At 62.2% G+C, this 26,878-nt stretch carries 19 protein-coding genes; 5 read left to right on the forward strand and 14 right to left on the reverse strand.

The window, feature by feature from the left end:
• Positions 1 to 4: 4 nt before the first annotated feature.
• The 8 genes from RCF49_RS04515 to ccmI all read right to left on the reverse strand — a co-directional run bounded on the left by RCF49_RS04515 (position 5) and on the right by ccmI (position 11,004).
• Positions 5 to 2,962 carry a bifunctional [glutamine synthetase] adenylyltransferase/[glutamine synthetase]-adenylyl-L-tyrosine phosphorylase gene (locus RCF49_RS04515; protein ID WP_342642852.1) on the reverse strand — a complete coding sequence of 986 codons (2,958 nt, stop codon included), beginning with the start codon at positions 2,960 to 2,962 and terminating at the stop codon, positions 5 to 7.
• 35 nt (positions 2,963 to 2,997) lie between these two features.
• Positions 2,998 to 4,425 (reverse strand): sensor histidine kinase, encoded by a 1,428-nt coding sequence (locus RCF49_RS04520; RefSeq protein ID WP_342642853.1) that lies wholly within the window; start codon positions 4,423 to 4,425, stop codon positions 2,998 to 3,000.
• Entirely contained in the window at positions 4,412 to 5,089 is a 678-nt protein-coding gene (locus tag RCF49_RS04525) for a response regulator transcription factor (RefSeq protein WP_342642854.1), read from the reverse strand. Before RCF49_RS04525 ends, RCF49_RS04520 begins: the two co-directional genes overlap by 14 nt.
• A 225-nt stretch (positions 5,090 to 5,314) precedes the next feature.
• On the reverse strand, positions 5,315 to 6,796 hold the full coding sequence (locus tag RCF49_RS04530) for a DegQ family serine endoprotease (RefSeq protein WP_342642855.1): 1,482 nt from the start codon (positions 6,794 to 6,796) through the stop codon (positions 5,315 to 5,317).
• An 87-nt stretch (positions 6,797 to 6,883) separates the two neighbouring features.
• A complete protein-coding gene (locus RCF49_RS04535) occupies positions 6,884 to 7,363 on the reverse strand; it encodes a cytochrome c-type biogenesis protein (RefSeq protein WP_342644119.1) in 480 nt (159 codons plus the stop codon).
• Complete coding sequence (locus RCF49_RS04540) at positions 7,363 to 9,363, reverse strand: heme lyase CcmF/NrfE family subunit (RefSeq protein WP_342642856.1); 2,001 nt, start codon at positions 9,361 to 9,363, stop codon at positions 7,363 to 7,365. The genes RCF49_RS04535 and RCF49_RS04540 overlap by 1 nt, the downstream gene beginning before the upstream one ends.
• 31 nt (positions 9,364 to 9,394) lie before the next feature.
• The gene (gene ccmE / locus RCF49_RS04545; RefSeq protein WP_342644120.1) at positions 9,395 to 9,838 is read right to left on the reverse strand and encodes a cytochrome c maturation protein CcmE; all 444 of its coding nucleotides are present in this window, start codon (positions 9,836 to 9,838) and stop codon (positions 9,395 to 9,397) included.
• A gap of 38 nt (positions 9,839 to 9,876) precedes the next feature.
• Entirely contained in the window at positions 9,877 to 11,004 is a 1,128-nt protein-coding gene (gene ccmI / locus RCF49_RS04550; RefSeq protein ID WP_342642857.1) for a c-type cytochrome biogenesis protein CcmI, read from the reverse strand.
• Positions 11,005 to 11,256: 252 nt separating this feature from the next.
• On the opposite strand from ccmI, the gene RCF49_RS04555 reads away from it, so the two are divergent.
• The 4 genes from RCF49_RS04555 to RCF49_RS04570 all read left to right on the forward strand — a co-directional run bounded on the left by RCF49_RS04555 (position 11,257) and on the right by RCF49_RS04570 (position 16,635).
• The gene (locus tag RCF49_RS04555) at positions 11,257 to 12,507 is read left to right on the forward strand and encodes a sarcosine oxidase subunit beta family protein (RefSeq protein WP_342642858.1); all 1,251 of its coding nucleotides are present in this window, start codon (positions 11,257 to 11,259) and stop codon (positions 12,505 to 12,507) included.
• Between the two features lie 91 nt (positions 12,508 to 12,598).
• A complete protein-coding gene (locus RCF49_RS04560; RefSeq protein ID WP_342642859.1) occupies positions 12,599 to 13,003 on the forward strand; it encodes a sarcosine oxidase subunit delta in 405 nt (134 codons plus the stop codon).
• Complete coding sequence (locus tag RCF49_RS04565; protein ID WP_432807368.1) at positions 12,993 to 16,022, forward strand: sarcosine oxidase subunit alpha family protein; 3,030 nt, start codon at positions 12,993 to 12,995, stop codon at positions 16,020 to 16,022. The genes RCF49_RS04560 and RCF49_RS04565 overlap by 11 nt, the downstream gene beginning before the upstream one ends.
• Positions 16,015 to 16,635 (forward strand): sarcosine oxidase subunit gamma, encoded by a 621-nt coding sequence (locus tag RCF49_RS04570; RefSeq protein WP_342642860.1) that lies wholly within the window; start codon positions 16,015 to 16,017, stop codon positions 16,633 to 16,635. The genes RCF49_RS04565 and RCF49_RS04570 overlap by 8 nt, the downstream gene beginning before the upstream one ends.
• A 17-nt stretch (positions 16,636 to 16,652) precedes the next feature.
• On the opposite strand, the gene RCF49_RS04575 is transcribed toward RCF49_RS04570, so the two are convergent.
• Positions 16,653 to 17,540 (reverse strand): methylenetetrahydrofolate reductase, encoded by an 888-nt coding sequence (locus tag RCF49_RS04575; protein WP_342642861.1) that lies wholly within the window; start codon positions 17,538 to 17,540, stop codon positions 16,653 to 16,655.
• Positions 17,541 to 17,907: 367 nt separating this feature from the next.
• On the opposite strand from RCF49_RS04575, the gene RCF49_RS04580 reads away from it, so the two are divergent.
• Positions 17,908 to 18,843, forward strand: coding sequence for a GlxA family transcriptional regulator (locus RCF49_RS04580; RefSeq protein ID WP_342642862.1), 936 nt, complete (start codon positions 17,908 to 17,910; stop codon positions 18,841 to 18,843).
• A 5-nt stretch (positions 18,844 to 18,848) separates the two neighbouring features.
• Here RCF49_RS04580 and RCF49_RS04585 read toward each other — a convergent pair whose 3' ends face one another.
• The 5 genes from RCF49_RS04585 to RCF49_RS04605 all read right to left on the reverse strand — a co-directional run bounded on the left by RCF49_RS04585 (position 18,849) and on the right by RCF49_RS04605 (position 26,875).
• A complete protein-coding gene (locus RCF49_RS04585) occupies positions 18,849 to 20,231 on the reverse strand; it encodes an ATP-binding protein (RefSeq protein ID WP_342642863.1) in 1,383 nt (460 codons plus the stop codon).
• A gap of 78 nt (positions 20,232 to 20,309) precedes the next feature.
• A complete protein-coding gene (locus RCF49_RS04590) occupies positions 20,310 to 20,981 on the reverse strand; it encodes a response regulator transcription factor (RefSeq protein ID WP_342642864.1) in 672 nt (223 codons plus the stop codon).
• Positions 20,982 to 20,985: 4 nt separating this feature from the next.
• Entirely contained in the window at positions 20,986 to 21,525 is a 540-nt protein-coding gene (locus tag RCF49_RS04595) for a PepSY domain-containing protein (RefSeq protein WP_342642865.1), read from the reverse strand.
• A 65-nt stretch (positions 21,526 to 21,590) separates the two neighbouring features.
• Positions 21,591 to 22,268, reverse strand: a complete 678-nt coding sequence (locus RCF49_RS04600) for a nitroreductase (protein WP_342642866.1) — start codon at positions 22,266 to 22,268, stop codon at positions 21,591 to 21,593.
• 104 nt (positions 22,269 to 22,372) lie between these two features.
• Entirely contained in the window at positions 22,373 to 26,875 is a 4,503-nt protein-coding gene (locus RCF49_RS04605) for a baseplate multidomain protein megatron (RefSeq protein WP_342642867.1), read from the reverse strand.
• Between the last annotated feature and the right edge of the window lie 3 nt (positions 26,876 to 26,878).

Consider the following 26,878-nt stretch of genomic DNA (forward strand, 5'->3'; position numbering starts at 1 on the left):
AGCCTCAGGGCTCTCCGACAATTCGCCTGAACTGATCACGGATATCCGACTGAAGCTCCGGAAGGTAAGCCTCGAGCGCGCGGAAATCTGGCGTCTCGGCCGCCCGTGCCAAGAGGCGCCGGAGCCCGTCCGGAGCAGTATCCGGATCGAACCGTCCCGTCACACAGACCCTGAGCAGCTGAGTCATGCGGAGGAAGAAGCGGTTGGCGCTCGCCAATATGCGGGCAGCCTCGGGATCGATCAGCTCGGCACCTGCAAGCTTCTCCAGAGCCGCTTGCGTGTTCTGGTCGAGAATGCCGGGATGGCTGCTCCCATGGGCGAGTTGCAGGAATTGCGCGATGAACTCGATATCGACGAGACCGCCAGGGCTCTGCTTCAGGTCCCAAGGTCCCCTCTTGCCGAACTCGGCCTCGAGCCTGCGGCGCATGTCGAGAACATCGGTCCGCACCACATTGACATCACGCGCCGCAGTGAGCGCCTGCCGGATGGCCGCCTCGATGCGCGCGCGCAAGGGCGGCGGGCCGAAGATCACGCGCGCCCTCGTCAGCGCCATGCGCTCCCATGTCCAGGCCTCCCCCTGCTGATAGCTCTCGAACCGGTCGATATGGGTCGCGACTGGACCAGAATTGCCCGAGGGCCTGAGCCGCATATCCACATTGTAAAGCGAGCCTTCGGCCGTCGGTGCCGAAAGCGCCGCGATCAGCCGCTGCGCGAGCCGGCCATAATATTGCGCCGAGGGCAGCGGCTTGGGCCCGTCCGAACTCTGCGATCCCTCATGCACGTCATAGACGAGGATCATGTCGAGATCGGAGGTGGCGGTCATCTCCCGTCCGCCCCATTTGCCCATGGCAATGAGGGCAATCTCCCCGCCCGGGATATGCCCATGGCGCGATGCGAGATCGACAAGCGAAGCGGTAAGCAGCCGGTCCACGACGATATCCGCAAGATTGCTGTAGGCTGTCCCGGCCTCCTCGACACTCACCGTATCCGAAAGCACGCGGACGCCAATCCGAAACAGCTGCTCGTTCCCGACAGCACGGGTCCGGTCGAGCAGATCCTCGTAGCGATCGGTCCCGGTGAGGGCGGCATCGATGAGCCCCGTCAGTTCCTCAGCATCGGGCAGCGGACCGAAAAAGCCGGGATCAAGCACCGCATCGAAAATCCGCGGCCGCCGGCTGAGAATGCCGGCAAGGCGCGGTGCCGTGCCCATGATGTCGGCCAGGAGGTTGAGAAGATGCGGATTGGCCCAGAGCAGTGAGAACAGCTGGACCCCCGCGGGAAGTCCTGCAAGAAACCGATCGAAGGCGATGAAGGCGGCATCCGGATCACCCGAACGCGCAAGCGCTGACAGCAAGGCTGGCATGATCTCCGTGAGCCGCTCTCGGGCCCGTGCGCTGCGGGTCGCGTGATAGCGCCCGAAATGCCAGCTGCGGATCGTGGCCGCGACTTCGGTCACGCCTTTGAAGCCCAGCTTGCGCAGGGCCTCGAGCGTATCGGGATCATCCTCGCCCCCCGTGAAGACGAGATTGCCTGCCTCAGTGCCAAGATCCGGCGATTCCTCGAACAGCGCCGCATAATGTCGTTCGACACATTTTAGCACCCGCTCGAGATCTGCTTCGAACTGGGCGATTTCTTGATATCCCGCGAAATGCGCAAAGCGGTCGAAGGCCTCCCCCTTTCCAGGCAGGGTATGGTTTTGCTCGTCTGCAACCATTTGGATGCGGTGCTCGACCGCGCGCAGATAGAGATAGGCGGCCTGCAGTTCGGCAGCTGCCTCTCTGGTGATCCAATCCGCCTCGGCAAGCGCCTCCAGCATGGCAAGCGTCTGCCGGCCCCGGAGCTCCGGATTGCGTCCACCGGCAATGAGTTGCTGGGTCTGTACGAAGAACTCGATCTCGCGAATACCCCCGCGACCGAGCTTGATGTTATGACCATGCACCGCCACCGTGCCATGGCCGCGGACCGCCTGGATCTGCCGCTTGAGCGACTGCACATCGAGAATGGCGGCAAAATCGAGATACTTGCGCCAGATGAAGGGCGTGAGCCGGGCCAGCATTTCATTGCCCGCGGCAATGTCGCCAGCCGCAGGCCTGGCCTTGATCATCGCCGCCCGCTCCCAGTTCTGCCCCATATGCTCGTAATAGATCGCCGCCGCCTCAACCGCGATCGCGGCGTTGGTCGCACGCGGATCGGGCCTCAGCCGCAGATCGACGCGAAAGACATAGCCATCGGCGGTCACATCCTGCAGCAGATTGACCAGCCGCTTGGTGAGTTTGACGAAGAATGGCGCGGGCTCGACCCCGTCAGCCAGCGGAGCGATGGCTGGGTCGTAAAAGACGATGAGATCGATATCGCTCGAATAGTTGAGCTCGCCCGCCCCATATTTGCCCATGGCGAGCAGAATGAGCCCGCTCTCGGCTCCAGGGCTTGCAGGATTGCACAAGGTGAGCTGGCCGCGCTTGCCTGCATCGAGGAGCAGCCAGTCGACCGCCGCATTCAGGGCGGCGTCCGCGAAGCGCGTGAGACCGGACGTGACCTTGGCAACATTCCACGCACCCGCCAGATCGGCAAGTGCGATGGTGAGAGCGGCACGCCAGCGTGCTTGCCGCAGCAGGCGCTTGAGCTCCGCATCGCTATGACTGCCCGTCTGCGCTATGGAAAGCCCTTCACAGAGCATCGCAAGCGTCTGCTCTGCCTTACCGGCGATATGACCGCCTGCCAGGAGATCCGCAGTGAAACCCGGATCCCGCAAGACGAGGCTGCGCAGAAAGGGAGAGCCCGCGATCACCGCTTCGACGAGATCGCGCACAGCACTGTTTGCTCCGATGAGATCGGCTAGCCGGCGAGCGCCATGATCCCCCTCATCCGCCGCTTTGACGATATCGGCGATGAAGGGAGCCGCGATCCCAGCGCCATCTGGTCCGGGCTGAGCGATGAGCTGGGTTGGAATCCGGTCAAGCATGGTCCCGCGCTTTCCACTGGGAATACAGCGCCGGATTAAGCCTTATCCGATAGCCCTGCAAGCATTGGCAATCTCAGCTCGGCGATCAGCCCAGGCCTGTTATCGCTTAAGGTCAACTGGCCGGCGTGTAGCTTCATGACACTCGCGACGAGACTGAGGCCCAATCCGCTGCCCGGCCGCGAGCGGCTGGCATCCAACCGGACGAAGCGCTCCAACACATGCTCACGCTGATCTTCCGGAATGCCAGGACCGTTATCCGCAATCGCCAGCACGATCTCGTCATCGCGCCGCTGTGCCGAAAGGGTGACCGCAAGCGGCTGACCATTGGCCGGACGCCCATATTTGAGCGCATTATCGAGCAGGTTGTTGAGTGCCTGGGCCATCAGCTGCCGATCGGCCTTCACGGGTAAGGGACGGTCGATCTTCGCGGTGAAACTGCCCCCCTCATCCTCGATGAGTGGCCCGTAAAGCTCGGCCATATCATTCGCGAGATCCGCCGCATCCATCGGCCCGACCCCTTCCCGGGACTGTCCGGCTTCCGCCCGGGCGATGCTGAGCAGCGCATTGAAGATCCTTAGCAGGCTGTCGGCCTCGACCAGAGTTTCCTCCAGTGCCTTGCGATACTGCTCCGGCGAGCCGCCGCGCAGGGCATCTTCCACTTGGGCACGCATGCGGGTAAGCGGCGTTTTGAGATCATGCGCGACATTGCTCGACACCTCTCGCATGCCGATCATCAGCCGCTCGATCTGTTCGAGCATTTGATTGAGGCTGATCGCAAGGCGGTCGAGCTCATCCCCTGTTCCCGATACCGGCATGCGGCCCGCAAGATCGCCTTCCATGATCGTCCGGCTCGTCTCCGCGATCGAGTCGACCCGCCTCAGGAAGTTGCGGCTCATCAACAGGCCGCCGATCAGCCCGAGCAAGAAGGTGAAGCCCAGCGCCCAGATTAGCGTTCGCTGGATGATCTCGGTGAATTCCCGCCGCTCTTGGATGTCCCGGCCGACCACCAGCGTGTACCCCATGTCGATCCGGGTATGAAAGGCGCGCGCCTGGTGTTTCTCCACGCCCTCCGCCGTCTGCACCGCATAGGGAAATTCGATCCAGTTCGGCGCGGAATTCAGGGCATCGACCGGCATGCCCTGGAGATTCCCGGCGATCCGGCGGCCGAACACATTGACCAGGAGATAGATGCTGTCATCCGCATTCTCGGCGCGACCATTGATGCTGCGGACGAGGGCGGCGATGCCGCCACTGTGATACTGCTCGGCAAGGAAGGACACTTCGGCAGCGATGGTCTCGTCCGTTTGGCGGGCGAGCAGCCCCGCAGTGTCCCAATACACATAGGAGAGAATGACCGCGGACGAGATCGCAAACAGGAGCAGGTAGCCAGCAGCAAGCCGGAAGGTTGATGTCCGCAGGAGCTTGCCCCAGCGGCTGAGCCAACTTTCTCTAGTTTCCGGCACGAATTGTGTATCCGGAACCGCGAATTGTATGCAGCAATGGCTGGTCGTGCCCCTTGTCGATCTTGGCGCGGAGCCGAGAGATATGGACGTCGATCACATTGGTCTGCGGATCGAAGTGATAATCCCAGACATGCTCGAGCAGCATGGTCCGCGTGACCACCCGGCCGGCATTCTCCATGAGATACTGCAGCAGCTTGAATTCTCTCGGCTGCAAGAGAATGGGCTCGCCGCCGCGGGTCACCGTACGCTTGAGCAGATCCATTTCGAGATCGCCCACATGGAGGCGTGTCTTGGTACGTTCCGGCTCGATCCGCCGGGCAAGGCTCTCAACCCGCGCCAAAAGCTCCGAAAAGGCATAGGGTTTGGCGAGATAATCATCACCGCCGGACCGCAATCCCTGTACCCTGTCATCGACCTCGCCGAGCGCCGAGAGGATGAGCACCGGCGTCCTGACCCCCTCCTGTCGCAGCGTCTCGATGATCGTGAGCCCATCCATGCCGGGCAGCATACGGTCGACCACGAGCACGTCGTGCAATCTTTGGCGAGCAAGCTCCAATCCGTCCTCGCCATTGGCGGCGTGATCAGCCACATGGCCGCTCTCCTTCAGCCCTTTCAGCAGATAGGATGCTGCCTGTAAGTCGTCCTCGATGACAAGGATGCGCATGGTGTGTGATCTTGGCGAGGGAGTCGGAACAGTGGATATGATAGGCGATTGCTTTTCATTCACAACTGGCATTGCCGCCTCCGATCTCGGATTTGGGGCAGGGCCGCTCAGGGCTTGGGACGGGCGAGGTGCCGCACGGCGCACTTGGCGGGAACCGTCAACCACGGCGCGGCCGTGCGGCGGGCAGATCCCGAGGCGGGACCGGGATCTGCCATTGTGTAGCGATCAGCTCTTCGCGAGCGGCAGGGCGACGAACAGCTGGTTATCGCCCCGGCGGACGAGGAGCAGGACGGACTTGCGATCCTTCCCCGCCGTCTCCAACGCCTGACGGAAATCGCGCGGTGACTTCACCGGAGAGCCGGCAACCGAGACGATGCGATCACCTTCCTGCAGCCCTTTCTCGGCAGCAGACCCGTTAGGATCAACCTGGGTGATCGTGACGCCCTCGCCGTCATCGGCCGGCGCGACCCGCAACCCGAACCGGCTGAGGCTGGTGCCAGACTGCGCGGAGCCGGTTTCTGCCGAGGCGACCTGCTGCTCTTCCGGCATCTTGCCGATGGCGACGGTCACTTCTTGCTGCTTGCCCTCCCGGAACACCTTCAGCTTCACATCCTGACCGGGCGCGATCTGAGCGATCTCACGCGACAGCTCGCGAGGCGTCTTGATCTCCTTATCGTTTACGCTGAGCACCACGTCGCCGGCTTTGAGGCCTGCGCTCGCCGCCGGCGAATCATCCGTCACCTCCGCGATCAGCGCACCATTGTCGTTCGGAGCACCGATGCTCTCGGCGATGTCATCGCTGACCGGCTGAATGGCGACACCGAGCCAGCCACGGGTCACATGACCATTCTCGATGAGGTTCTGCACGACATTCGTGGCGATATTCGCGGGAATGGCAAAGCCGATGCCGACACTGCCGCCGGAGGGCGAATAAATCGCCGTGTTGACGCCGACCACTTCCCCATTGAGGTTGAAGGCAGGGCCGCCCGAATTGCCGCGGTTGATCGGGGCATCGATCTGCAGGAAGTCGTCATAGGGTCCCGCGCCGATCTCGCGGCCACGCGCCGAGATGATCCCCGTTGTCACGGTACCGCCGAGGCCGAAGGGGTTGCCGACCGCAACGACCCAGTCGCCCACCCGCGGCTCGGATTTCGCGAATTCCACGAACGAGAATTTCTTGTCCGTATCGATCTTGAGGACCGCCAGATCGGTCTTGGGATCAGTGCCCACGACCTTGGCGCTGTACTCTTCGCCGTCATTGGTACCGACGATCACCTTATCCGCCTTGTCGACCACATGGTTATTGGTCACCACATAGCCGTCCTCGGAGATGATGAATCCGGAACCGAGCCCCACGGAATGCTCACGCGGCTGGCGGTCAGGCATCTGCGGCAGGTTGCGGAAAAACTCGTAGAAGGGGCTGTCCTTCGGAAGGTTCCGCAGGCCAGGAATATCGGGCAGCCCGTCATCGCGCGACAGCTCGACCTGGTCATGCCCCTCCACGCGCACGCTGACGACAGCCGGCATGACCTTTTCCACGATATCCGCAAAGCCTGCGGCAGGGGCGTGCTGCCCTGTCACTTGGCTGCTGAGGTTCTCGGCGAACGCATGCTCCATCACCGGCCCGCTCAACGTCGTCGCGCCCAGCAAAGCCGCAAGTCCGAGTGCGATGACCGTCGTTCGCCTACGGGTCTTGGTGTTCTTCATCTCCGTCTCCACAGTCGGGTTATTTATCTCGACGCTGGAGAATGGATGGCGGGCGTTACGGCCACCTTTCCGTAGGATTAAATATTGTTAAGGCTGACCTGGAGTGGGTGGATCGCGCAAGAGCCGCTGAAGTTCAGCCTCTTCGGCAGGAGTAAGCGGTGGCTCTAGAGATGCGCGGCTGAGGACTCGCCGGCGCCAAAGCAGGATGGCGGCCCCGATCAGAAGCACCGCGAAGGGGGCGCCCCACAGCGCCCAGGTGGCCGGCTCGAAACGGGGACGCAGCAGCACGAATTCCCCATAGCGCGCAACCATGAAGCGGACGATCTCGTCATCCGTATCGCCCGCCTTGAGCCGCTCCCGGATCGTGAGCCGGAGATCACGGGCGAGCGGCGCGTCCGAGTCATCGATCGACTGGTTCTGGCAGACGAGGCAGCGCATTTCCTCTGAAAGCGCTCGCGCCCGGGCCTCAAGCGCCGGGTCGGGCAGAACCTCGTCAGGCTGAAACGCGAGCACCTGGACGACAGTGGTCAGCACGATCGCGATCGCGGCGGCGATCCTGCACCAGATCACGTTGATGCTCCCGCGGGCTCGGCCCCGAGCTTGGCCCGCCCTCGCGATGGCGCCCCGATCCGATAGCGGCGGTCGCTCAGCGACAGTGCACCGCCCAGGAACATGAGACCTGCCCCGATCCAGATCAGCGGCACCAGCGGGTTGAAATAGAGCCGAACGACGCGGGCTTGCTGTCCGCCCGCCTCCTGGCCATCGCCCATCGCAATGTAGAGATCCCCGGACCAGAACGGATAGATCCCCACTTCCGAGGTGGTCTGGCCGCTTGGCTCGAAGGTGCGCTTGGCGGGCGTGAGGACGGTGACCTCGCGGCCAGCGGCGGAAACGACGAAGCGACCCTGCTCGTCCCGCCAGTTCGGCCCCTGAACGGGCCCAACGCCCCGAAAGGTGATCGTTGCGCCGGCCATGTTCACAACCTGGCCAGGCGTCATCACGAGCACCTCTTCCTGCTGCCAGGCGGTGACCCCAACCACCCCGAGCACGACGACCCCGACACCGGCATGTGCGAGTGCCGTGCCGAAGGCGAGTCGCGGCAGGCCCACAAGCCGCCTGATGGCCGTTGCGAGGGGGACTTCGCCGACCCTTGAGCGATAGGCAAGTTCAGCGACTGCCCCGGCGATCAGCCAGAACCCAAGCGCAACACCGAGAGGCGCAAGCAGCGGCCCATCGGATTTGAGGCCCAGCGCCAGAGCGCCGGCGGCCGCGGCAATCACTGCAGCAGCCCACAGACGCTGGACGGCAGCCCAGGCATCCGCTCGCTTCCAGGCGAGCATTGGCCCGATCGGCACGAGGAGCAGCAATGGCAGGATCAACGGTCCGAAAGTCAGATTGAAGAATGGGGGGCCGACGGAAATCTTGGCGCCGGTCACAACCTCGAGGATGAGCGGATAGAGCGTGCCGACCAACACCGCTGCCGCGGCAGAGGCGAGCAGCAGATTGTTGATGACGAGCGCGCTTTCTCGGCTCACCGGCGCAAAAAGGCCGCCCTGTTTGAGCTGCGGTGCTCTCACCATGAAGAGAGTGAGGGCACCGCCAATGAACAGGCACAGGATGAGCAGGATGAAAAGGCCGCGCTCCGGGTCGACGGCGAAGGCATGCACCGAGGTGAGTACGCCCGAGCGCACCAGGAACGTGCCGAGTAGGCTGAACGAAAAGGCGAGAACCGAGAGCAATATGGTCCAGATTTTCAAGGCGTCCCGCTTCTCGACCACAATGGCAGAGTGGAGCAGCGCCGTGGCGATCAGCCATGGCATCAGCGAAGCATTTTCAACGGGATCCCAGAACCACCATCCGCCCCAGCCGAGTTCGTAATAGGCCCACCAGGAGCCCATTGCGATGCCGACCGTCAGGAACATCCAGGCGGCGAGTGTCCAAGGCCTTACCCATCGCGCCCAGGCCGCATCGACCTTTCCCTCGATGAGAGCTGCCGAGGCAAAGGAGAACACGCTCGAAAGCCCTACATAGCCCGCATAGAGGAACGGAGGATGGAAGGCGAGCGCGGGATCCTGCAGCAATGGGTTAATGCCATTCCCATCGACCGGTGGCGTAAGAAGCCGCTCGAAGGGGTTGCTGGTGAGCAACGTAAACAGGAGGAAAGCCGCCCCGATCATGCCCTGAACGGCGAGCGTGCGCGCCCGCAAAGCCAAAGGGAGGTTGCGCCCGCCAAGGGCAATGGCCGCACCGAACAGGGCAAGGATCATGATCCACAGCAGCATGGATCCCTCGTGATTGGCCCATACGCCGGAGACCTTGTAGAGCAGGGGCTTGGCCGAATGGGAATTGGCCCACACGAGCTTGACCGAGAAGTCGGACACAACGAAAGCATGGACCAGCGCGGCAAAGGACACGGCGACGAAGAACAGCTGCGCAAGCGCGGCCGTCGTAGCGACGCGCATCATGCGATCATTGCCGACATGAGCGCCATAAACGGGTATCGTTGCCTGATAGAAGGCCACGACCATCGCCAGCACCAAAGAGAAGTGACCGGCCTCCGTGATCATCCGCTGCGTTCCAGCTTTGCGCCTTTAGCCACTATTGGCGGGCCTCATTGTGCTGCCAGACACCCTTTTCCTTAAGGGCATCGGCGACCTCTCGCGGCATATAATTCTCGTCATGCTTGGCGAGCACTGTATCCGCCACGAATTTCCCTTGCCCGTCCAGCATTCCCTCCGCGACCACCCCTTGGCCCTCTCGGAACAGATCGGGCAGGATGCCCGCATAGCTGACAGGCAGGCTCTTATGGGTGTCGGTCACAACGAATTGAACCTTGCCGTCGCTTGTCTTGCTGACACTACCCGTCGCAACGAGGCCTCCGAGGCGGAAGCGTTGCCCTGGTTCAACCTTCGCTGCGACCTCGCTCGGGGTATAGAAGAACACGATTGCATCGCTGAGCGCGAACAGCACCAGACCCACCGCAATGCCGAGAATGGCAATGCCGGTGGCGATGAAAGCTCCGCGTTTCTGCTTTCGCGACAGCGCCATTCGCTAAAAATTCCTCTTCGCCCATAGTCAGGTCAGTTTGCTTGATGCAGAAGGCGGCGGGCCTCGTCTATGCGTGCCAGTGCCGCATTATCACTCCGAAAACGTTCTGAAGCACGATCAAGAGCCGCCAGAGCAGCCTTCTGCTCACCCAGCACCATCCGGGCCTGCGCGAGCTTCAGCCAGTCATCGAGCGGGCCGCTATTGGCATTCAGCCGCGCTTCGAGCCCATCCACCATGCCGCGGATCATCTCCCGTTGCTGGGCTGGACTTTGGGAGGTCACAGCGCCCATCCGTTCGCGCGAAACTGGCGGGCCGGAGGTGCCACCCTCGACCTCATCGATATTACGCTGCACGAACTGCCGCCATGGCGCATCCTGTGGCGCATCCGCCAGCAAAGCGCGCCAGATCTTGAGGGCCTGGTCCCTATCCCCGTCTTGCTTGGCGGCAAGCCCTTTATAGAAGCGCGCCTTGGGCAGCTTTGGATCGAGTGCCAGTCCCCGGTCGACGGCTTCCCGTGCCTTTTCAGTTACAATGCCGCCATCGGCCAGAATGAGGGCCTCAGCATAGCTCGTCAGAAGATCGGCACGCTCGCCGCTGAGGGCAATCAGCCGCCCATAGGCATTCGCTGCATCCACATAGCGGCCCTGCTTCAGATAGATAGGGGCGAGGACCGACCACCCCTGAGCATCCTCGGGACGCTCTGCCAGGTGCTGCTCCACCTGCGCGATCAGGGCGGCATAGTCCTGATTTTCCATCGCATGCGCGAGGCGTTCCGCATGGGGTACCCCGGGCATCAGCGGCTGGCCGAGCGCCAAATAGACTGCAAGGCTGAGTGCGGGAATACCGATTAATCCTGCGAGAATGATCCCCTTAGGCTGGATCGCGTTGTGAAGACTTTGGCCGCCGCTCTGCTTGGCTGCAGCAAGCAAGCGGCGCGCAATCTCCGACCGGGCCGCAGCCGCCTCGCTGGCGCCAATTAGTCCGCGCCCCACGTCGCGCTCGAGTTCTGCTAATTGATCCCGGTAGACGGCGGCATCGTACGCAGCCGCAGGTTGAGCCCCCCTGCCCCGCGCGACGAGCGGCCAGAGAACCGCTGCAATGGCAATGCCCGTCAGAACGGCAAGAGCAATCCAGAACTCCATATCACTCCCATCGGCCATTCGCGGCCCATCTGCAATCGGACAGATTATCCCGATGGCAGGAATGCTGAATCCGGCGGATCTGAGAGGCGCCGGGCATCTCATTCCTGGCTCTGGCCCGCGCTACCAATCCGCCTTATGGTGTCGCAGTTTACGTGCTCCAGGTCGCAAAGCTGCATGTCTAGGTGGCAGCGGGTGCTAAGGTCGCCGCAACCCACCGGCGGTTCTGCAGCACCGACCGGAGCTTTGCGTCCTGGCCGGTCCTGGAGAACGATGAAGCTCTACTCGATCTTTTCGCTCGCGCGCAATGCGCTCAACTACCACAAGGACTGGCCACGTGCCTGGCGCAGCCCGGAGCCTCGGCCAGAATACGACGTGGTGATCATTGGTGCCGGCGGCCACGGGCTTGCGACTGCTTATTATCTCGCCAAGGAGCACAAGGTCACCAATGTGGCAGTGCTTGAGAAAGGCTGGCTCGGTGGTGGCAATACCGGCCGCAATACCACGATCATCCGCTCGAACTATCTGCAAGATGAATCGATGGCGATCTACGAGCTCTCGCGCAAGCTCTATGAGGATTTGTCGCAGGAGCTGAATTTCAACACGATGTTTTCCCCCCGCGGCCTCTTGATGCTCTGCCAAACCGAGCATGAGCTTCGGGCAATGAAGCGTACGAACCATGCCAATCGGCTGGCGGGGATCGAGGCGCGAATGATCGACACCGCCGAGGTGAAGCGCCTGGTGCCTATCATCAATGATAGCCCGAATGCGCGCTATCCCATTCTAGGCGCCTATTATCAACCGCGCGGCGGTACCGGGCGCCATGATGCCGTCGCCTGGGGCTACGCGCGCGGCGCCGATTCTCGCGGCGTCGACATCATCCAGAATTGCGAGGTCTTCAAGATCATCCGCGACGACGACCGGGTAACCGGTGTCGAGACGAGCCGCGGCACGATCCGCGCCAAGAAGGTGGCTGTGGTGACCGCCGGCAATACCTCGCCGCTGATGCAGTCGGCCGGGGTCAATATGCCGCTTGAGAGCGTGTGCCTGCAGGCTCTGGTCTCAGAGCCGATCAAGCCGGTCATCGATGTGGTGGTGATGGCCAACACGGTCCATGGCTATATCAGCCAATCGGATAAAGGCGAGCTCGTTATCGGCGGTGGCGCCGATGCCTATAATAATTATTCCCAGAAAGGCACCCTGCCCGCCCTCGAGCACACCATCACCGCGCTCGTGGAAACATTCCCGATCATCTCCCGGCTGCGCACGATGCGCATGTGGGGTGGCATTGTCGACATGACCGGCGACCGTTCGCCGATCATCGGCAAGACCGACGTGAAGGGGCTTTATGTGAATTGCGGCTGGGGCACCGGCGGTTTCAAGGCCATTCCAGGCTCGGGCTTCGTTTTCGCCGACACCATCGCCAATGATCGCCCTCATCCGATTGCGGCCCCCTTCGGGCTCGACCGGTTCCTCGAAGGCCGCCTCATTGACGAGAGCGTGGCTGCGGCCGTCGCTCACTGAGATCCCTGATGTCGGCTGCTGCTCCCGCTCAGTTGTCATATCCGGCCATGACGGACCATTTGGCCCAACCCATAGCAAGGACCTGCGCGCCATGCTGCTGATCACCTGCCCAGTCTGCGGCAATGTCGGAGACGAGACCGACTTTCACTATGGCGGGCAAGCCCATATCCGTCGCCCCGCGTCAGCCAATCCCGGCGAGGTCAGCGACGAGGCGCAGCGCGACTATCTCTATGTCCGCCTCAATCCCAAGGGTCTGCATTTCGAGCGCTGGCGCTGTGATCGCGGCTGCGCAAAATGGTTTCATATGGCGCGCGACACCGTGACGATGGAGATCAAGGCCTGCTACGGCATTACCGAGTTGCCACCGCGCGAGATTATTGCGCAGATCCCGCCCAGCAATCCCTGGTACGGCTTTTTCGATCAGCGGCAAGCAGAGCCTGCTTCGACTGCCGCAGAACCCAAGAACGCTGAACTGGAGAGCACCGGTGAGAGGTAAGCCCTATCGCCTGGCCTCCTCGCCCGAGGCTGGCCGCCTCATTGACCGGACCCGGAGGCTCACCTTCACATTTGATGGGCGGCGCATGACGGGCTTTGCGGGCGACACCGTCGCCTCTGCCGTGCTAGCCAATGGCGAGCGGCTCTTCGGGCGCAGCTTTAAATATCACCGCCCCCGCGGTGTCATGGGGCTTGGCGCGGACGAGCCGAATGCCCTGATCGGGGTCGGCCAAGGCGCACGGCACGAGCCAAATCTCAGGGCAACCCAGGTTGAACTCTACGATGGCCTGACGGCGGTTACGCAGAACCGCTGGCCGAACCTCATCTTTGACATCGGCCAGCTCAACAGCCTGTTCTCACGCATTCTTCCCGCCGGCTTCTACTACAAGACCTTTATGTGGCCGCAGCGTTTTTGGGAGATGCTTTATGAGCCGTTGATCCGCCGGACCGCCGGGCTCGGCAAGGCCCCGACTGCGCCCGATCCCGACCTTTACGAGCAGATGCACGCCCATTGCGACGTCCTGGTGGTGGGTGCGGGAATTGCGGGTCTCGCGGCGGCGGAAGCAGCGGCCGCCCGCGGCGCTCATGTCATCATTATCGACGAGAATCCGCGTTTCGGCGGCCTCGCCGACTTGGGCGGCGCTGTGATCGATGGCCGCCCGGCCCTCGACTGGGCAAGGGAAGTAACCGCCCGGCTTGCCAAGGCGGACAACGTCCACGTGATGACCCGGACAACCGCCTGGGGTCATTTCCACGACAATTTCGTGGGGCTGTTGGAGCGCCTGACCGATCCTGATCCCGCTGCGGCTCGATCCGGCACGCCACGGCTTAGATTGTGGAAGCTCAGAGCACGCGAGATCATCATGGCGACCGGCGCCATCGAGCGGCCGATCGCCTTTGCGAATAATGATCGGCCAGGCGTGATGATGTCCTTGGCGGGGCGGGCCCTGCTTGCGCGCTATGCCGTATCCCCGGGGCAGCGCGGGGTCGTCTTCACCAACAACGATGATGGCTACCGGACGGCGCTCGCCTATGCGAAAGCCGGCGTGCCAATTTCCCGTCTCGTGGATGCTCGGCCCCAAGCACCGGAGGCGCTCGCCGAAGAATTGCGAGCATCCGGAGTGATGGTCTCGCCGGCCTCAGGCATATCGAATGTCAAGACCAGCTTTGGCGGCCTTTCCATCGAGAGCGTCGTGGTCTCGCCCTATCGCGCGGGCCAAGGTCGCATCTCTTCCGAGGAGGTGATCCCGGCAGATTTCGTGCTAGTCTCGGGCGGCTGGAATCCCGTCGTCAATCTTTGGTGCCACAATGGCGGCAAGCTGAGATTTGATGAACAACTAGCCGCTCACCGCCCTGATCGGACGACAGCCCGCATGCGCGCGGTCGGTGCAGCCAATGGCACATTCGACCCTGCAGCCATCCTGGATGAGGCCTATGCCGCAGGCGAAGCTGCCTCAGGCAACAGCAGCAGTGGTGCTCTCCCACGCGCCAAAGCTGCATCGCATCCCACGAGCGCGATCGAGCCCATCTGGTTCATGCCCGCGACCGGCTCCTATAATGAGGGCAACAAGCATTTCATCGACCACCAGAACGACGTAACCGCAGCCGATCTGGAACTGGCTCTGCGCGAAGGCTACCAGTCCATCGAGCATGTGAAGCGCTATACCACGTGGAGCATGGCGACCGATCAGGGCAAGACCAGCAACACGCTGGGCCTTGGGGTCGTCTCCGGAGCAACCCACAAGCCGATCCCGGAGATCGGCACGACCACCTTCCGCCCGCCCTATACGCCGGTGACCTTCGGGGCCATTGCCGGCAGCCACACGAAGCAGCTGTTCCTCCCGGTACGGCGCACCCCTGTCCATGAATGGCATCTCGCCCAGAGGGCGAGCTTTGAGCCCGTCGGACATTGGCGCAGGCCCTATTGCTATCCAAAGCCCGGCGAGAGTCGGCATGATGCCGTGAACCGCGAGATTGTGACGGTTCGTGAGAAGGTCGGGCTTCTCGATGCCTCAACCCTGGGCAAGATCGAGGTGAAGGGCCCGGACGCCGCCGCGTTCCTCGACCGCATCTATACCAACACCTTCTCCACCCTGAAGGTCGGCCGGGCCCGCTATGGCCTCATGATGACCGATGCCGGCTTCCTGTTCGATGACGGGGTCACCGTGAGGATCGCGGAGGACCATTTCCTCATGCACACCACCTCCGGCGGTGCCGACCGGGTGACCGCCTGGCTTGAGGAATGGCTGCAGACGGAATGGACCCACGACAAGGTCTTTATCACCAATGTCACCGAGCAATGGGCGCAATTCGCTTTGGCAGGGGCAAAGGCCCGCGCCATCCTCGAGAAGCTCGGCACGGATATCGATCTCTCGCCCCAGGCGTTGCCCTTCATGGGATATGCGTCAGGAACGCTTGGTTCCTATCCCGTACGGCTCTACAGGATCTCCTTCTCGGGCGAGCTTTCCTTCGAAATCGCAACCCCGGCCGGCTATGGTCGGGCACTTTGGGATGCCCTGCTGGCGGCTGGCGCTGAATTCGGCATTGCCCCCTATGGCACGGAGGCCTTGCACGTGCTGCGCGCCGAGAAGGGGTTCATTGCCATCGGTGATGAAACCGACGGCACGGTGACACCGCTCGATCTCGGCCTCGACTGGGCCGTATCGAAGAAGAAGCCGGATTTCGTCGGAAAACGTGCTTTGGACCTCGCCTATCTCAAGGCTGAGGGCCGAAAGCAGCTTGTAGGCTTGCTCACGGAGGATCCTCAAATCGTGCTGCCCGACGGCGCATACGCGGTGGAGACCCCATTGCCGCAGCCGCCCATGCGCATGATCGGCCAGGTGACCTCGACTTATTGGAGCCCCACCCTGAAACGCTCGATCGCCCTTGCTCTGATCCGGGAGGGCCGCAAGCGCATGGGCCAGGTGATCAGCTTCCCTTTGAGTGAAGGAAAGGTCATTCGCGCCAAGATCGTCGAGCCCGTTTTCTATGACAAAGAGGGAGCGCGCCAGAATGTCTGAACCCGACTTCGCGAGCCCACTTCACCATCGCACCGATCGGCAGTCGCCTCGAGATCTTGCCATCGGTCTTGCCGAGATCACCGATCTCGGAATGATTGATTTGCGTGGCGAGCCTGGTGACGATCGCTTCCTCGCCGCTATTCGGGACTGTCTCGGCGTCGATCTGCCGCGCCTGCCCCGGAGCTCGGCTCGGCATGAGGCCGTGACGGTTCTCTGGCTCTCCACCGACCAGTGGCTGGTGCTCGCGCCTCGTGCGGATACCCCGGCCCTCGTACAGGCCTTGCAAGTGAAACTCGCAGGGCTCCACGCGTTGGTTTGCGATGTCAGCGACATGCGCTGCATCATCCGGCTTTCCGGCCCCGAAGCGCGAATGGTCTTGATGAAGGGCTGCTCGTTGAACCTGCTCGCGCCGGAAATCAAGGCAGGTTTTGTGAAACGCGCGCTGTTTGCGGAGATCGCGGCTCTGATCCACGTCGTCGATGACGATCCGGACGTGATTGATCTCTTCGTGTTCCGCTCTTATGCGGAATTCGCGTGGGAATGGCTGCTGAGGACCGGCGCCCGCAATGCCTTGGTCGAGCTTTACGGAGAACAGAACCCGCCTCCGGTCTAGCCGGGCCCAGCTCACATTCAGAGCGAGCGGACCTCGTCAACCCAGTGGAACAGCTTGTCAAAGCCGCCAAATGGGTAGAGATGCGCTCGCGCAATTCCGAGCTCCGGCTGGCTCTGCTGGAGGCGGCCGAGATCGCTCACCATCTCATCCGGCCTGGAGACCGTCAGCAGTTTTGTGACGTTCAACGCCTGTTTCCGGATCATCCGCGCCGAGGGCCCGACGCCGCAGAGAACCGCATATTTGACCAAGGTCTTGATAGTGGCCGGTCCGGGAATGCCCACATGGATAGGCAGCGTAATGCCATTGGCACGCAGCTGCTTTGCCCACCCTTCGACGGGCTCCGCCGCAAACAGGAATTGCGTTGCCAGATAGGCCTCCAGCCCATGCTCTGCGGCATAGGCCTGCTTCACGGCAAGTGCCTCAAGCAGCGCGCCCTCGCCATAGGCCTTGACGATATCGGAATTTCCCTCAGGGTGGCCCGCAAGGCCCAGCTTGCGGATCCCGTGCTTCTCAAGGACGCCCGTCCGCAACAGGCTGATCGTCGAGGAAAATTCGCCCAGCGGCGCCAGCCCGCCCCCGATCGCCAACACTTGAGTCACACCAGCCTCGCCGGCGAAACGGGCGATGCGGTCCTCGAGTGAAGCGGCAGATCTCACCAGCCGCGCCGGCAGATGGGGTACCGGATTGAATCCGTTCACCGCCAGCATTTTCGCCATTTCGATCTGCTGGGGAACCTCATCGGGATTGATCAGCGCGATGTATACGCGACTGCCAGGCTTCAAAGCCTGCCGCAAGATCTCGATTTTATCTCCCTGCCTCGGCGTGACCTCGACCGAGTGATCCTCGAGAAAGTCGCGGGCCGGATTTTGGCTCTGACGGACGGTGGCGAGCATGCTTGCCATCATTTCTGGAGATCCTGGGCGGAGCGGTTCATCAACGCCATTAATGTAGTTATTTCTTGAGCGGGATTTGGGTCCGGAAGCGACTTCGGCATACGGGATTGCGACCGTCTGCCCGAAGCTGCCAACACGAACCTCGTAAACCCTGCTTCCGCCACTCAAAGCCACGCGACTCCCCACCTTGAGAGCGACGTTCACTTTCCTATGTCCTGGACCTAGGCTAATAAGATGGCAGGTCGTGCTGCCGATCCGCGGGATACTGTTATCCAGTATACTCGCGGCAATGTGACATAGGTTGGGACCATCAATGTTTGGACAGCCTCCCCGTGAGTTGCCGCAGCGCTTTGCTTTTATTTTGGTCCCCGAATTCTCGATGATGCCGGTCACTTCGGCCATCGAACCTTTGCGGCTCGCCAATCGATCCGCCGAGCGGCAGCTGTACGAATGGTCCATGTATTCGGTGGACGGACAGCCCGTTGCCGCGTCCAACGGCCTCATAACAGCAGTGGTGGGAAATCTGGAAACTGTTCCAGCCCAGGCCACAATCGTGGTCTGCGGCGGGCTCAACATCCAGCAGCATACTGACCGGCGGCTGATCGCCTGGCTTCGAAAGGTCGCCCGCCGTGGCAATGACATTGGCGCCCTCTGCACGGCGAGCCACATCCTCGCCGAAGCAGGCTTGCTGGAAGGGCACCGTTGCACGATCCACTGGGAAAATCTCCCGGGCTTTGCCGAGGCATTCCCGGACATCAACGTGACCGGCAGCCTGTTCGAGATCGACCGCGACCGGTTCTCGAGCGCCGGTGGCACCTCGGCCCTCGATATGATGCTATCGCTGATCAGCGGCCAGCACGGGCCTGATCTCGCCGCCGAGGTGGCCGAGACCATCCTCCATTCGCCCGTCCGTCATCAGAACGAGCACCAGCGCATGTCGCTGCCAGCACGTATTGGCGCGCGGCACCCGAAGCTCGTCAGCATCATCGAGCAGATGGAGCAAAATCTCGAGGATCCGCTGAGCCCCAGCATCCTCGCTCGACAGGCCGGACTTTCAACCCGGCAGTTGGAGCGCCTGTTCCGCCGCTATCTCGATCGTTCGCCGAAGCGATATTATCTCGAGCTGCGTTTGCGCAAGGCGCGCTCCTTGCTCTTGCAGACCGACATGTCGGTGATCAACGTCGCGCTGGCCTGCGGCTTCTCCTCACCTTCGCATTTTTCCAAATGCTATCGCGCCTTCTTCGGCCGCACGCCTTACCGCGAGCGCGGCATTCCAACACTTGAGTCCGTTGTCTCTGGAGCAGCCGCGGAATAGGCGTTTCAGCCTGCCGCCGGCAGGCGCAGCAGCACCATCAACCCGCCCATTGGCGATGTCTCGAGCTTGAGATCTCCGCCATACATCCCCGCGGCCTCGGAAACGATGGAAAGGCCAAGGCCTGAACCTGGCTTTGTCTCATCGAGCCTGTGCCCGCGCTTCAGCGCATCCGCACGCCGCTCGACGGGCAGACCGGGCCCGTCATCGTGAACCTCGATACTGAGCCAATTGCCGCGCTGACCGCTCTGTGCCGGCAGCAGATAGGCTTTCACCGTGATTGAAGAGCGTGCCCACTTGAAGGCATTGTCCAGGAGATTGCCGATGATCTCCTCAAGATCCTGCCGCTCGCCGCGAAAGCGCAAGCCTTTGCTACAGTCCACTTTAACCTTGATCTCGCGCTCGATATTGATCCGCTGAAGCGTCCTGACCAGCGCCTCCACCACCGGTGCGATCTCGGTCACAGCCCCAAGGCTCTGAGCGCGTGCAGCCAGTCGCGCCCGATCCAGATAGAGATTGACCTGATCCCGCATGACATGAAGCTGCTCCAGGACCTTGGCAGACAGCGCCCCCGGCGTGGCATTTGCTTCATTCGTCATCACGCTCAGCGGCGTTTTGAGTGCATGCGCAAGATTTCCAACCTGGGTTCGTGCCCGCTCGATCACCTCCGTATTGGCTTGGATCAGCGCGTTGAGCTCTTGAGCAATGTCCTGAATTTCGACCGGAAAGGATCCGGTGATGCGGTTGGCAACCCCCGCCCGGATTGCACCGATTTCAGCTTGTAGCTTGCGCATGGGCCTGAGGCCATAGCGAACCTGAACGAAAATCGCAGCCACGAGGCCGAGACCGAGCAGGCTGAGCACCAGGACAAGCGTGTTCGTGAACGCCGAGATTTCCTCGCGCAACTCGTCGAAATTACCCGCGACAGCGAAGGAATAGGCTTCATCCGACCCGAACAGCCGGTACCGCTGCTCGATCGCCCGTAATCGATGCCCGTCCGCATCGCTGAGGAAGAAGCGTGCAATGCCGTTCTCGTCGCGGCGGTCGAGGGCCCCTGCTGGTATATCGAGGCGCTGCTCGAGCAGAGAATCGGAGGTGAGGCTGTGGTCGGCCCTGGCCACCTCGCTCACCTGCCAGTACCAGCCCGATAGTGGCAGCCCGAAGCGGCTATCCGCCAGTGTCTCCCTTAGAGTGAGTTCGCCTTGCTCGTTCAGCTCGACCGAGGCGAGCAAGCCGTCCAGCACCGCTTGCAATCGCGCATCGAAATTGCGCTCGACCGCATTCTGAAACAGGGATTGGAGCAGGATCCCAGCGGCAAGGATAATGATGAGACTGACCAGTGCCGCAGAGGCGATAAGCCGGACAGCGAGCGAGTTTAGCCGCATCGCCATGAAACGCCCTGGCACATCCGAGCTGGCGAAGGGCCCCACTCCCGCCGCCGGCCGGCAGCGCTTGCCCCCGACAGGATGCTAGACCGCATTGTCTGGCTCTGCCAGGCAATATCCCAAGCCGCGCACGGTTCTGATCATATCCGTGCCGATCTTCTTGCGAAGCCGTCCGACAAAGACCTCGATCGTGTTGGAGTCCCGGTCGAAATCCTGGTCATAGAGATGTTCGACCAGTTCGGTCCGCGAGACGACACGCCCCTTGTGGTGCATGAGATAGGCGAGCAATCGATATTCGAGCGAGGTCACCTTGACGGGATTGCCGTCAACGATCACGCGGGCGCCGCGCGTATCGACGGTGAGTGGGCCACATGTGATTTCATCCGTGGCATGTCCCGCATTGCGCCGGAGCAGTGCCCGGATCCGGGCGAGCACCTCTTCCATATGGAAGGGCTTGGCCACGTAATCATCCGCACCCGCATCGAAGCCGGCAACCTTATCGCTCCAGCGGTCCCGGGCGGTCAGGATGAGCACCGGCATATTGCGCCCGGCCCGGCGCCATCTCTCGAGCACGCTCACCCCGTCGAGCACCGGCAGCCCGAGGTCGAGGATCACAGCATCATAAGGCTCGCTATCGCCAAGATAGTGTCCTTCCTCGCCATCCGCGGCGGAATCGACCGCATATCCGGCATCGCTCAATGCCGTGACCAGTTGGCGATTGAGGTCGGGATCATCCTCAATGACAAGTAATCTCATCTAATCAATAACCCAGAACCTGCCCCGTTCGCGCATCGACGACCACGATGCGGATCTGCGCGTCGTCGCGCACTTTGACAAGATAGACCGGAGCGCCGCGCTTCGAAAGACGCACGTCCAGCAACTTGCCGGGAACCGCTCTTTGCGCTGCGCGCGCGGCAGCATATTTGGGAATGATGGGCTCGCCCCTGTTCTGGGCAAAGCCATCTCGACCCGAGGGTGGGGGTGTGGGATCGGCAGACCCCCGTCGTGGTAAGGGCATGGCCTTGTTCTGTGCGTCGGGAACCGAATCCACGGGCGGCGCGCCACGCGGCGATGGCGGGACGATGATGAGGCCGGGAATGCGCCCCCGTTGCTGACCGACGGCCGGCCCCGCATTTCCTGGTGCGCGCGACGCCCCGCCGGGAACATGATCCGGCTGGTTGGGGACGGCCGCGCTGGGTCGAGCAGTTTGCGCACTTGCCGCAGAAAACGTTGAGGACGAGATCTGCAGCATCGCAGCTGTCAGGAGCGCCGCGGCTATGATTGCACCTTTGAAGATCATCGCCGTCGGTTTCAGTTGTCCCCCGTGATTAGGCCGCCCGCGCTGAACGCAGCCTGAACATGTCTTTACGCCTCGAACCCACGGAATGTGGCGATCTCGTCGAGCGCGGCCCTGTCCGTTCGCCAACGATTAACGGGCGCCGCAAGATCGCCGTAGCCTAGAGCGATTCCGCAAAAGACCATCTGCTCCTCCGCGAGAGCGAGGTGTCGACGCACGATATCCTCGAAAAAGGCCCATGCCTCCTGCGCACAGCTATGCAGTCCATATTCCCGCGCAAGAAGCAGGATGCTCTGCATGAAGGCCCCGAGATCCGCCCATTGTGGCGCCCCCATGCTCTTGTCGACCAGCAGCATGATGGCCGCTGGGGCGCCGAAAAAGGCGAAGTTCTTCTGAAATTGTCGGATGCGCGCCGGCCTGTCCTCCCGCTCGATCCCGAGCGCCGAATAAAGATCGGCACCGTTCTGAAATCGCCGCGCGCGATAAGGCTCTTTGAGCGGTTCGGGATAGATCTGATAGGCTGGCTTGTCTCCGGTTGGATGATCAGCCAGTGCGTCTTGCACCTCGCTGACGAGCGCACGGAGAGGTTTGCCGGTCAGCACCTGAACCTGCCAGGGCTGAAGATTGCCTCCCGAGGGCGCGCGCTGAGCCTGCTGCAGGATGGATCGGATCGTGGCGAGCGGAACAGGCAAATCGAGATAAGCGCGGCAGCTGAACCGTGAAGCGAGCGCCTCCGAAACCTTCACTTTCGCCCCCCGCTGACCCTGTGGATGCGTAAGCTAGTCCGCCCAACTTCGCCCCGCAAGCCACGAAATTCGGCCCTCTGCAGAAATGGCTCTCACCAGCGCGTTCAGAGATGAATAACCGCGCGCCGTCCAGTGCCTCGGCCGAACAGCGCGGAAACCTGATGGACGGTCGCGATGAAACTTGTCGGAAGACTGCCAAAATCGGCGATCTGGGCCTCGCTGCTATAGATCACCTGCGGCTCTTGGGCAACGAGGCTTCGTTTAAACGAGCCCTGATCATTGAATAACTCGATCTCATAGGCTTCGACCTGTTCACCCAGCGGCACATCGCTCAATTGCCAGCTGTCGCCGCCGTTGCGGGTCCGCCTGATCCAACGCAACTCGACATCCCCGGTGGCAAGCCGCCGTCCACGCACATGCACTGGGCTAAACGGCCGCAGACCAAGGCCCGAGAAGCGGTATTGCATCTCGACAAACGTATCCCCGCCGAGAGCATCTCCAGCTGGTCCCGCCCGATAACGATGGTTCACCCCTAGATCCGCCGCCTGCATTGCGACGGGTATCACCGCGGAATCAATCAACAGAACCCGCGCTCCTGCCAGCACTGTGTCTGACATTTCGCCCTCGCTCCCATACTGGCCGCGCAGCAGGCGGCTTAATCGCCAGACTTGCGGCGCGATGAGCTCGGCTTCAGCAAATTGCAGAAGCTCCCAATGATCATCGCTGTTTTCAATCGCGATGAGATTGCCGCCGGCAAGCACCGCGGCCTCTTCAAGTGAACGCATTTCACCCTGATAGAGCCGGATATCGATCGCGGTTCCGCGGTCCCATCGCCCCGTCGGCCCTCGCGAGAACTCTGATATTGTTTCACCCGCTGCAGCCGGTAATCCCAGAATGCCAACGAGGCCGTAATCCTGGCTGCCTGCCGTTCTGTACAGATTGACGGGTCCAGGCCAGGGACGGGCGAAAGCGGCCGCATAGCTCCCCCAGTCCGGATCACTGTCTCTAAGGCGCGGCAAATTGAGCAGCGCGAGCGCCGGCGCACCTTTTACGCCCGTAGTAGGCTTCGCCGAAATCGCCCGTCCATATCGCGTTGCTGCATAGGCCGGCCTGAAGATGTCTTCGTCAAAAGCCCGCGCCTCACACACCCGCTCGGTCAGCTCATTGATCCGGCTAAGGCGAAAAACCTGCGGTGGTGCGTCCCCCTTCATCACACTGACGACATCGCCCGGCTCGAGCGCCAGCCGCGACGGTGAGACCGTAAATTGGCCGATCTCCCGGGCAACCCAGAGATCCTGCAACCAAGTCTCAACAGCGTTCTGCGCGCGCGCCTGGTCCGTCACCACGGCCACGTCCGCTTCCGCAACCCGCTGGCTATGGCCAGGAACGCGCCGGGCCTCGGCGGCCGCCGTGCGGTAATCCGCCTGTGCCTCGATGAACCGAAGCTTGGCGGCCTGCGGCAATTCCGTCTCCTGGCGCCGCGTGAGCGTCAGGATCATCCCCTCGCCCAAATGATCTTCACCGAGCGTTGCAACGGGGCTCGCGCCCTGCTTCGGACAGATCCGGATGCGGTCGCCGGTTTCGACACTATCGAACCCGAACACCACCTCCAGCGGCTGCAAAGCCTCTCTCAGCGACATGGTCCGGTCGAGCACATAGCCATCGACTGTGCCATGCAACTCCGCGCTTGCCACCTCAGTAAGGCCGAAACTTCGGGAAAGCTCCCGGACGAGATCAGCCAGGGATACGGCGGTTGCCCGGCTGGAGATCCAGTGTCCTTGCGGCCAGTTCTCTGCATCGCCCCACGAGCCGCGATCGGTGGGAAACGACGGGAACGGCCGTGCATCCCAGGCCCAGACGCAGATCTTATCTGCATCCACCATGCTCGCCCCATAGGATCCGATCGGGTTATGCCCCGCAGCCGGCTCCCAATAGCCTGTCACCGCCTCGATATAGGCCCGCTGCATGGCATCGTCGCGACCACCCGTCGAGAATGGCGGAATTCCGGACTCCGATGATTTCGCATCGAAGAACAGGTTCGGCCGGTTGGTGCCCTTGTCGATCGCCGGACAGCCGCATTCCGTGAACCGGATGGGCTTCGACCTGGGCTGCCACCCGGTTGGCGCTGTAGCCTCTATGCCACCCGGGCGGTTATAATGGGTATTCTCCCACCAGCCCCGAATATCCTTGTTGCGGAACACCCATGGCTTGCCCCGCCCGTCGGTGATCGGCGACCGGGCTTGTGCGCGCCGGTCAAGATCATCCGCATAGAACCAGTCGTAATATTCGCCCCCTTCTATCCCCGCCCGCAGATACTTCTGGTCATAGATCGAGGTGACGCCTGCATCAGGATCATAGTCGAGGTGGTCCCTGCCCTCGCGCCAGTCGGAGAGCGGTAAATAGTTGTCTATACCTATGAAATCGATATTGGCGTCCGCCCATAGCGGATCCAGATGAAAGACCACATCACCGGAGCCGTCATCGGGCCGATGGCTGTGATATTCTGACCAGTCAGCCGCATAGCCGATCTCGACGCCCGGCCCGACGATTGCCCTCACATCTGCGGCAAGCTGCTTCAGTCCCTCCACAAAGGGATACCCGCCGTCGCCATCGCGCACCTGCGACAGCCCCACCATCTCCGACCCGATCAAGATCCCGTCGGCGCCCGCGCCCTTGGCGATCGTGGCATAGTGCAGAATGAAGCGGCGATAGGACCATTCGCTCGGACCGGTATAGTCGACGCCCGCTCCTGACGCCGCAATCCCGAAGTCCCCCGGCTCGGCCTCCCCCAGGAACGCGCCGATCTGTGTGGTAGCGGCGGCATATCTGTCGGCAAGCAAGGGCTCTGCTGAGTCGTTGAGTCGATAGGCTTTGAGCCCTCGCCCGGGCGTTGCCTGTGGCGCTGCAAAGATCGCCGACCCCGTTGCCGCTGGATCCGCTGCGGGAAACGATGCCTTGAAGCCGATTGCCGGAAACAAATCGGCACGCAGCAACGGCCCCTCTGGGTCCTCTAGATCAACCCACAGGCGCCGGAACTCGCCCATGCGCTCCATGCCATAGCCATGGGCGATGAGACCATTTCCGGCCACGAGCCCATCGATCACATCTGAATCAGGGTTGTAGCGAAGGGTAACCGCATGCGTCCCTTGCCGCGTCATGACCCGCAGTGCCGGAAAGCTCGCTGCCGACTGATCCCTCAGCACATAGACCGAAACCGTGCTGCGCTTGCCCACCAATAGATCGGCAAGGCAGGAGGCATAGCCCCCGGCAGCAGCCGCACCATCGGTGAGCATCACCCGTGATCCCGCATGCCCCTCGGGCATCTCCCCATTGACCACCTCGAGGCCGATATTGGAGAGCGCCCAGCTCCCCAGATCACCGGTGGTCACAAACCCATTGCCCTGCCCTGGTGCGGGATCGCACGTGATCCGGCCCCGCCAGGGATAGGCCGGCTGGTCTCTGGCCCCATCCCAGGGATCGGTTAGCCCATTACCCTGGGGCACATCCATCATCAGGAAGGGCAGCACGGTCACGTGATAGCCGCGCTGCTTGAGGTCCTTGATGGCCGAAACGACAGATGCGTCATTGGGCGTTCCGCCATAAGCGGGCCGGTTGGCGACCAGCGAGACGGCCTCAGCATCCGCACGCTCCAGCCCTGCGACCCGCCAGCGGATCGGCATCGTATCCTTCTGCTTGTTGTCGACCTTCGGCCGGATGGTGCATTGACCGCAGCGCAGATCATCTCCGAACCAGGCCACCACCAGATTGACTGTCTTGAGATTGGGCAGGAGCACGCGCAAATGGTCGAGCGTGAGCGCCCAATCGCTCTCACCGCTTGTCACATGCCGATTTTCCGTGGCGACGAAGATCGCGCCCCAGCTACCTGAGCTGACCTGCTTGACCGCTTGGCGCTCATAGCCGAACTCCGTCGCGCCCGGGATGAGGTTGACCCCCCGGATCCGCTCCTCCACCCGGCCCGGCAGCGGCTTGAACACTTCGAAATTGAGCTGCGGGATCCTGTTGCCGAATTGCTCGAGCGCCAGCCGCTCGAACACCACATAGGCAATGCCTCGATAGGCCGGAGCATTGGCCGCCCCTTCCTTCGCTTCGATGAACGCATCTGGCAGCTGATCCTCGCTGCCCCTATAGACGCGATAGGTGATATTGTTGAGATCGAGCTCCTTGCCGTCTGCCCAGATGCGGTTCACATAGGCGATCTCACCCTCACAGAGCGCAACAGCGAAATTGGCGAAATACCGATAGGAAATCGAGGTGATCGTCTGGCCACCAATGCCGAAGACACCGCCGACCGTGTCCTTGTCCTTATCGATCACCTCCTCGAGCCGTGTCGCCCAGATCATCTGCCCCCCAATCCGCACCCGTCCATAGACGCGCGGGATCGGGCTGCCCTCGGTCGCCGACAAGACATCCAGTTCGGTGAGCCTTGGGCCGACCTGCGTGCCGCCGCCCGATGCGCCAAACAGCGCATTGTCAATGACACTGCCGGCGATTGCGGCACCCGCATTGAGCAGGGACTGCCCGATGGCGTTGAATCCCATGGATGAGCCGATGGCCGAGGCAGCCGTCGTCAGCAGGATCGAAGCCATATG

It is taken from the genome of Rhodoligotrophos sp. CJ14, assembly GCF_038811545.1.
In the GTDB taxonomy this organism is placed as follows: Bacteria; Pseudomonadota; Alphaproteobacteria; order Rhizobiales; family Im1; genus Rhodoligotrophos; species Rhodoligotrophos ferricapiens.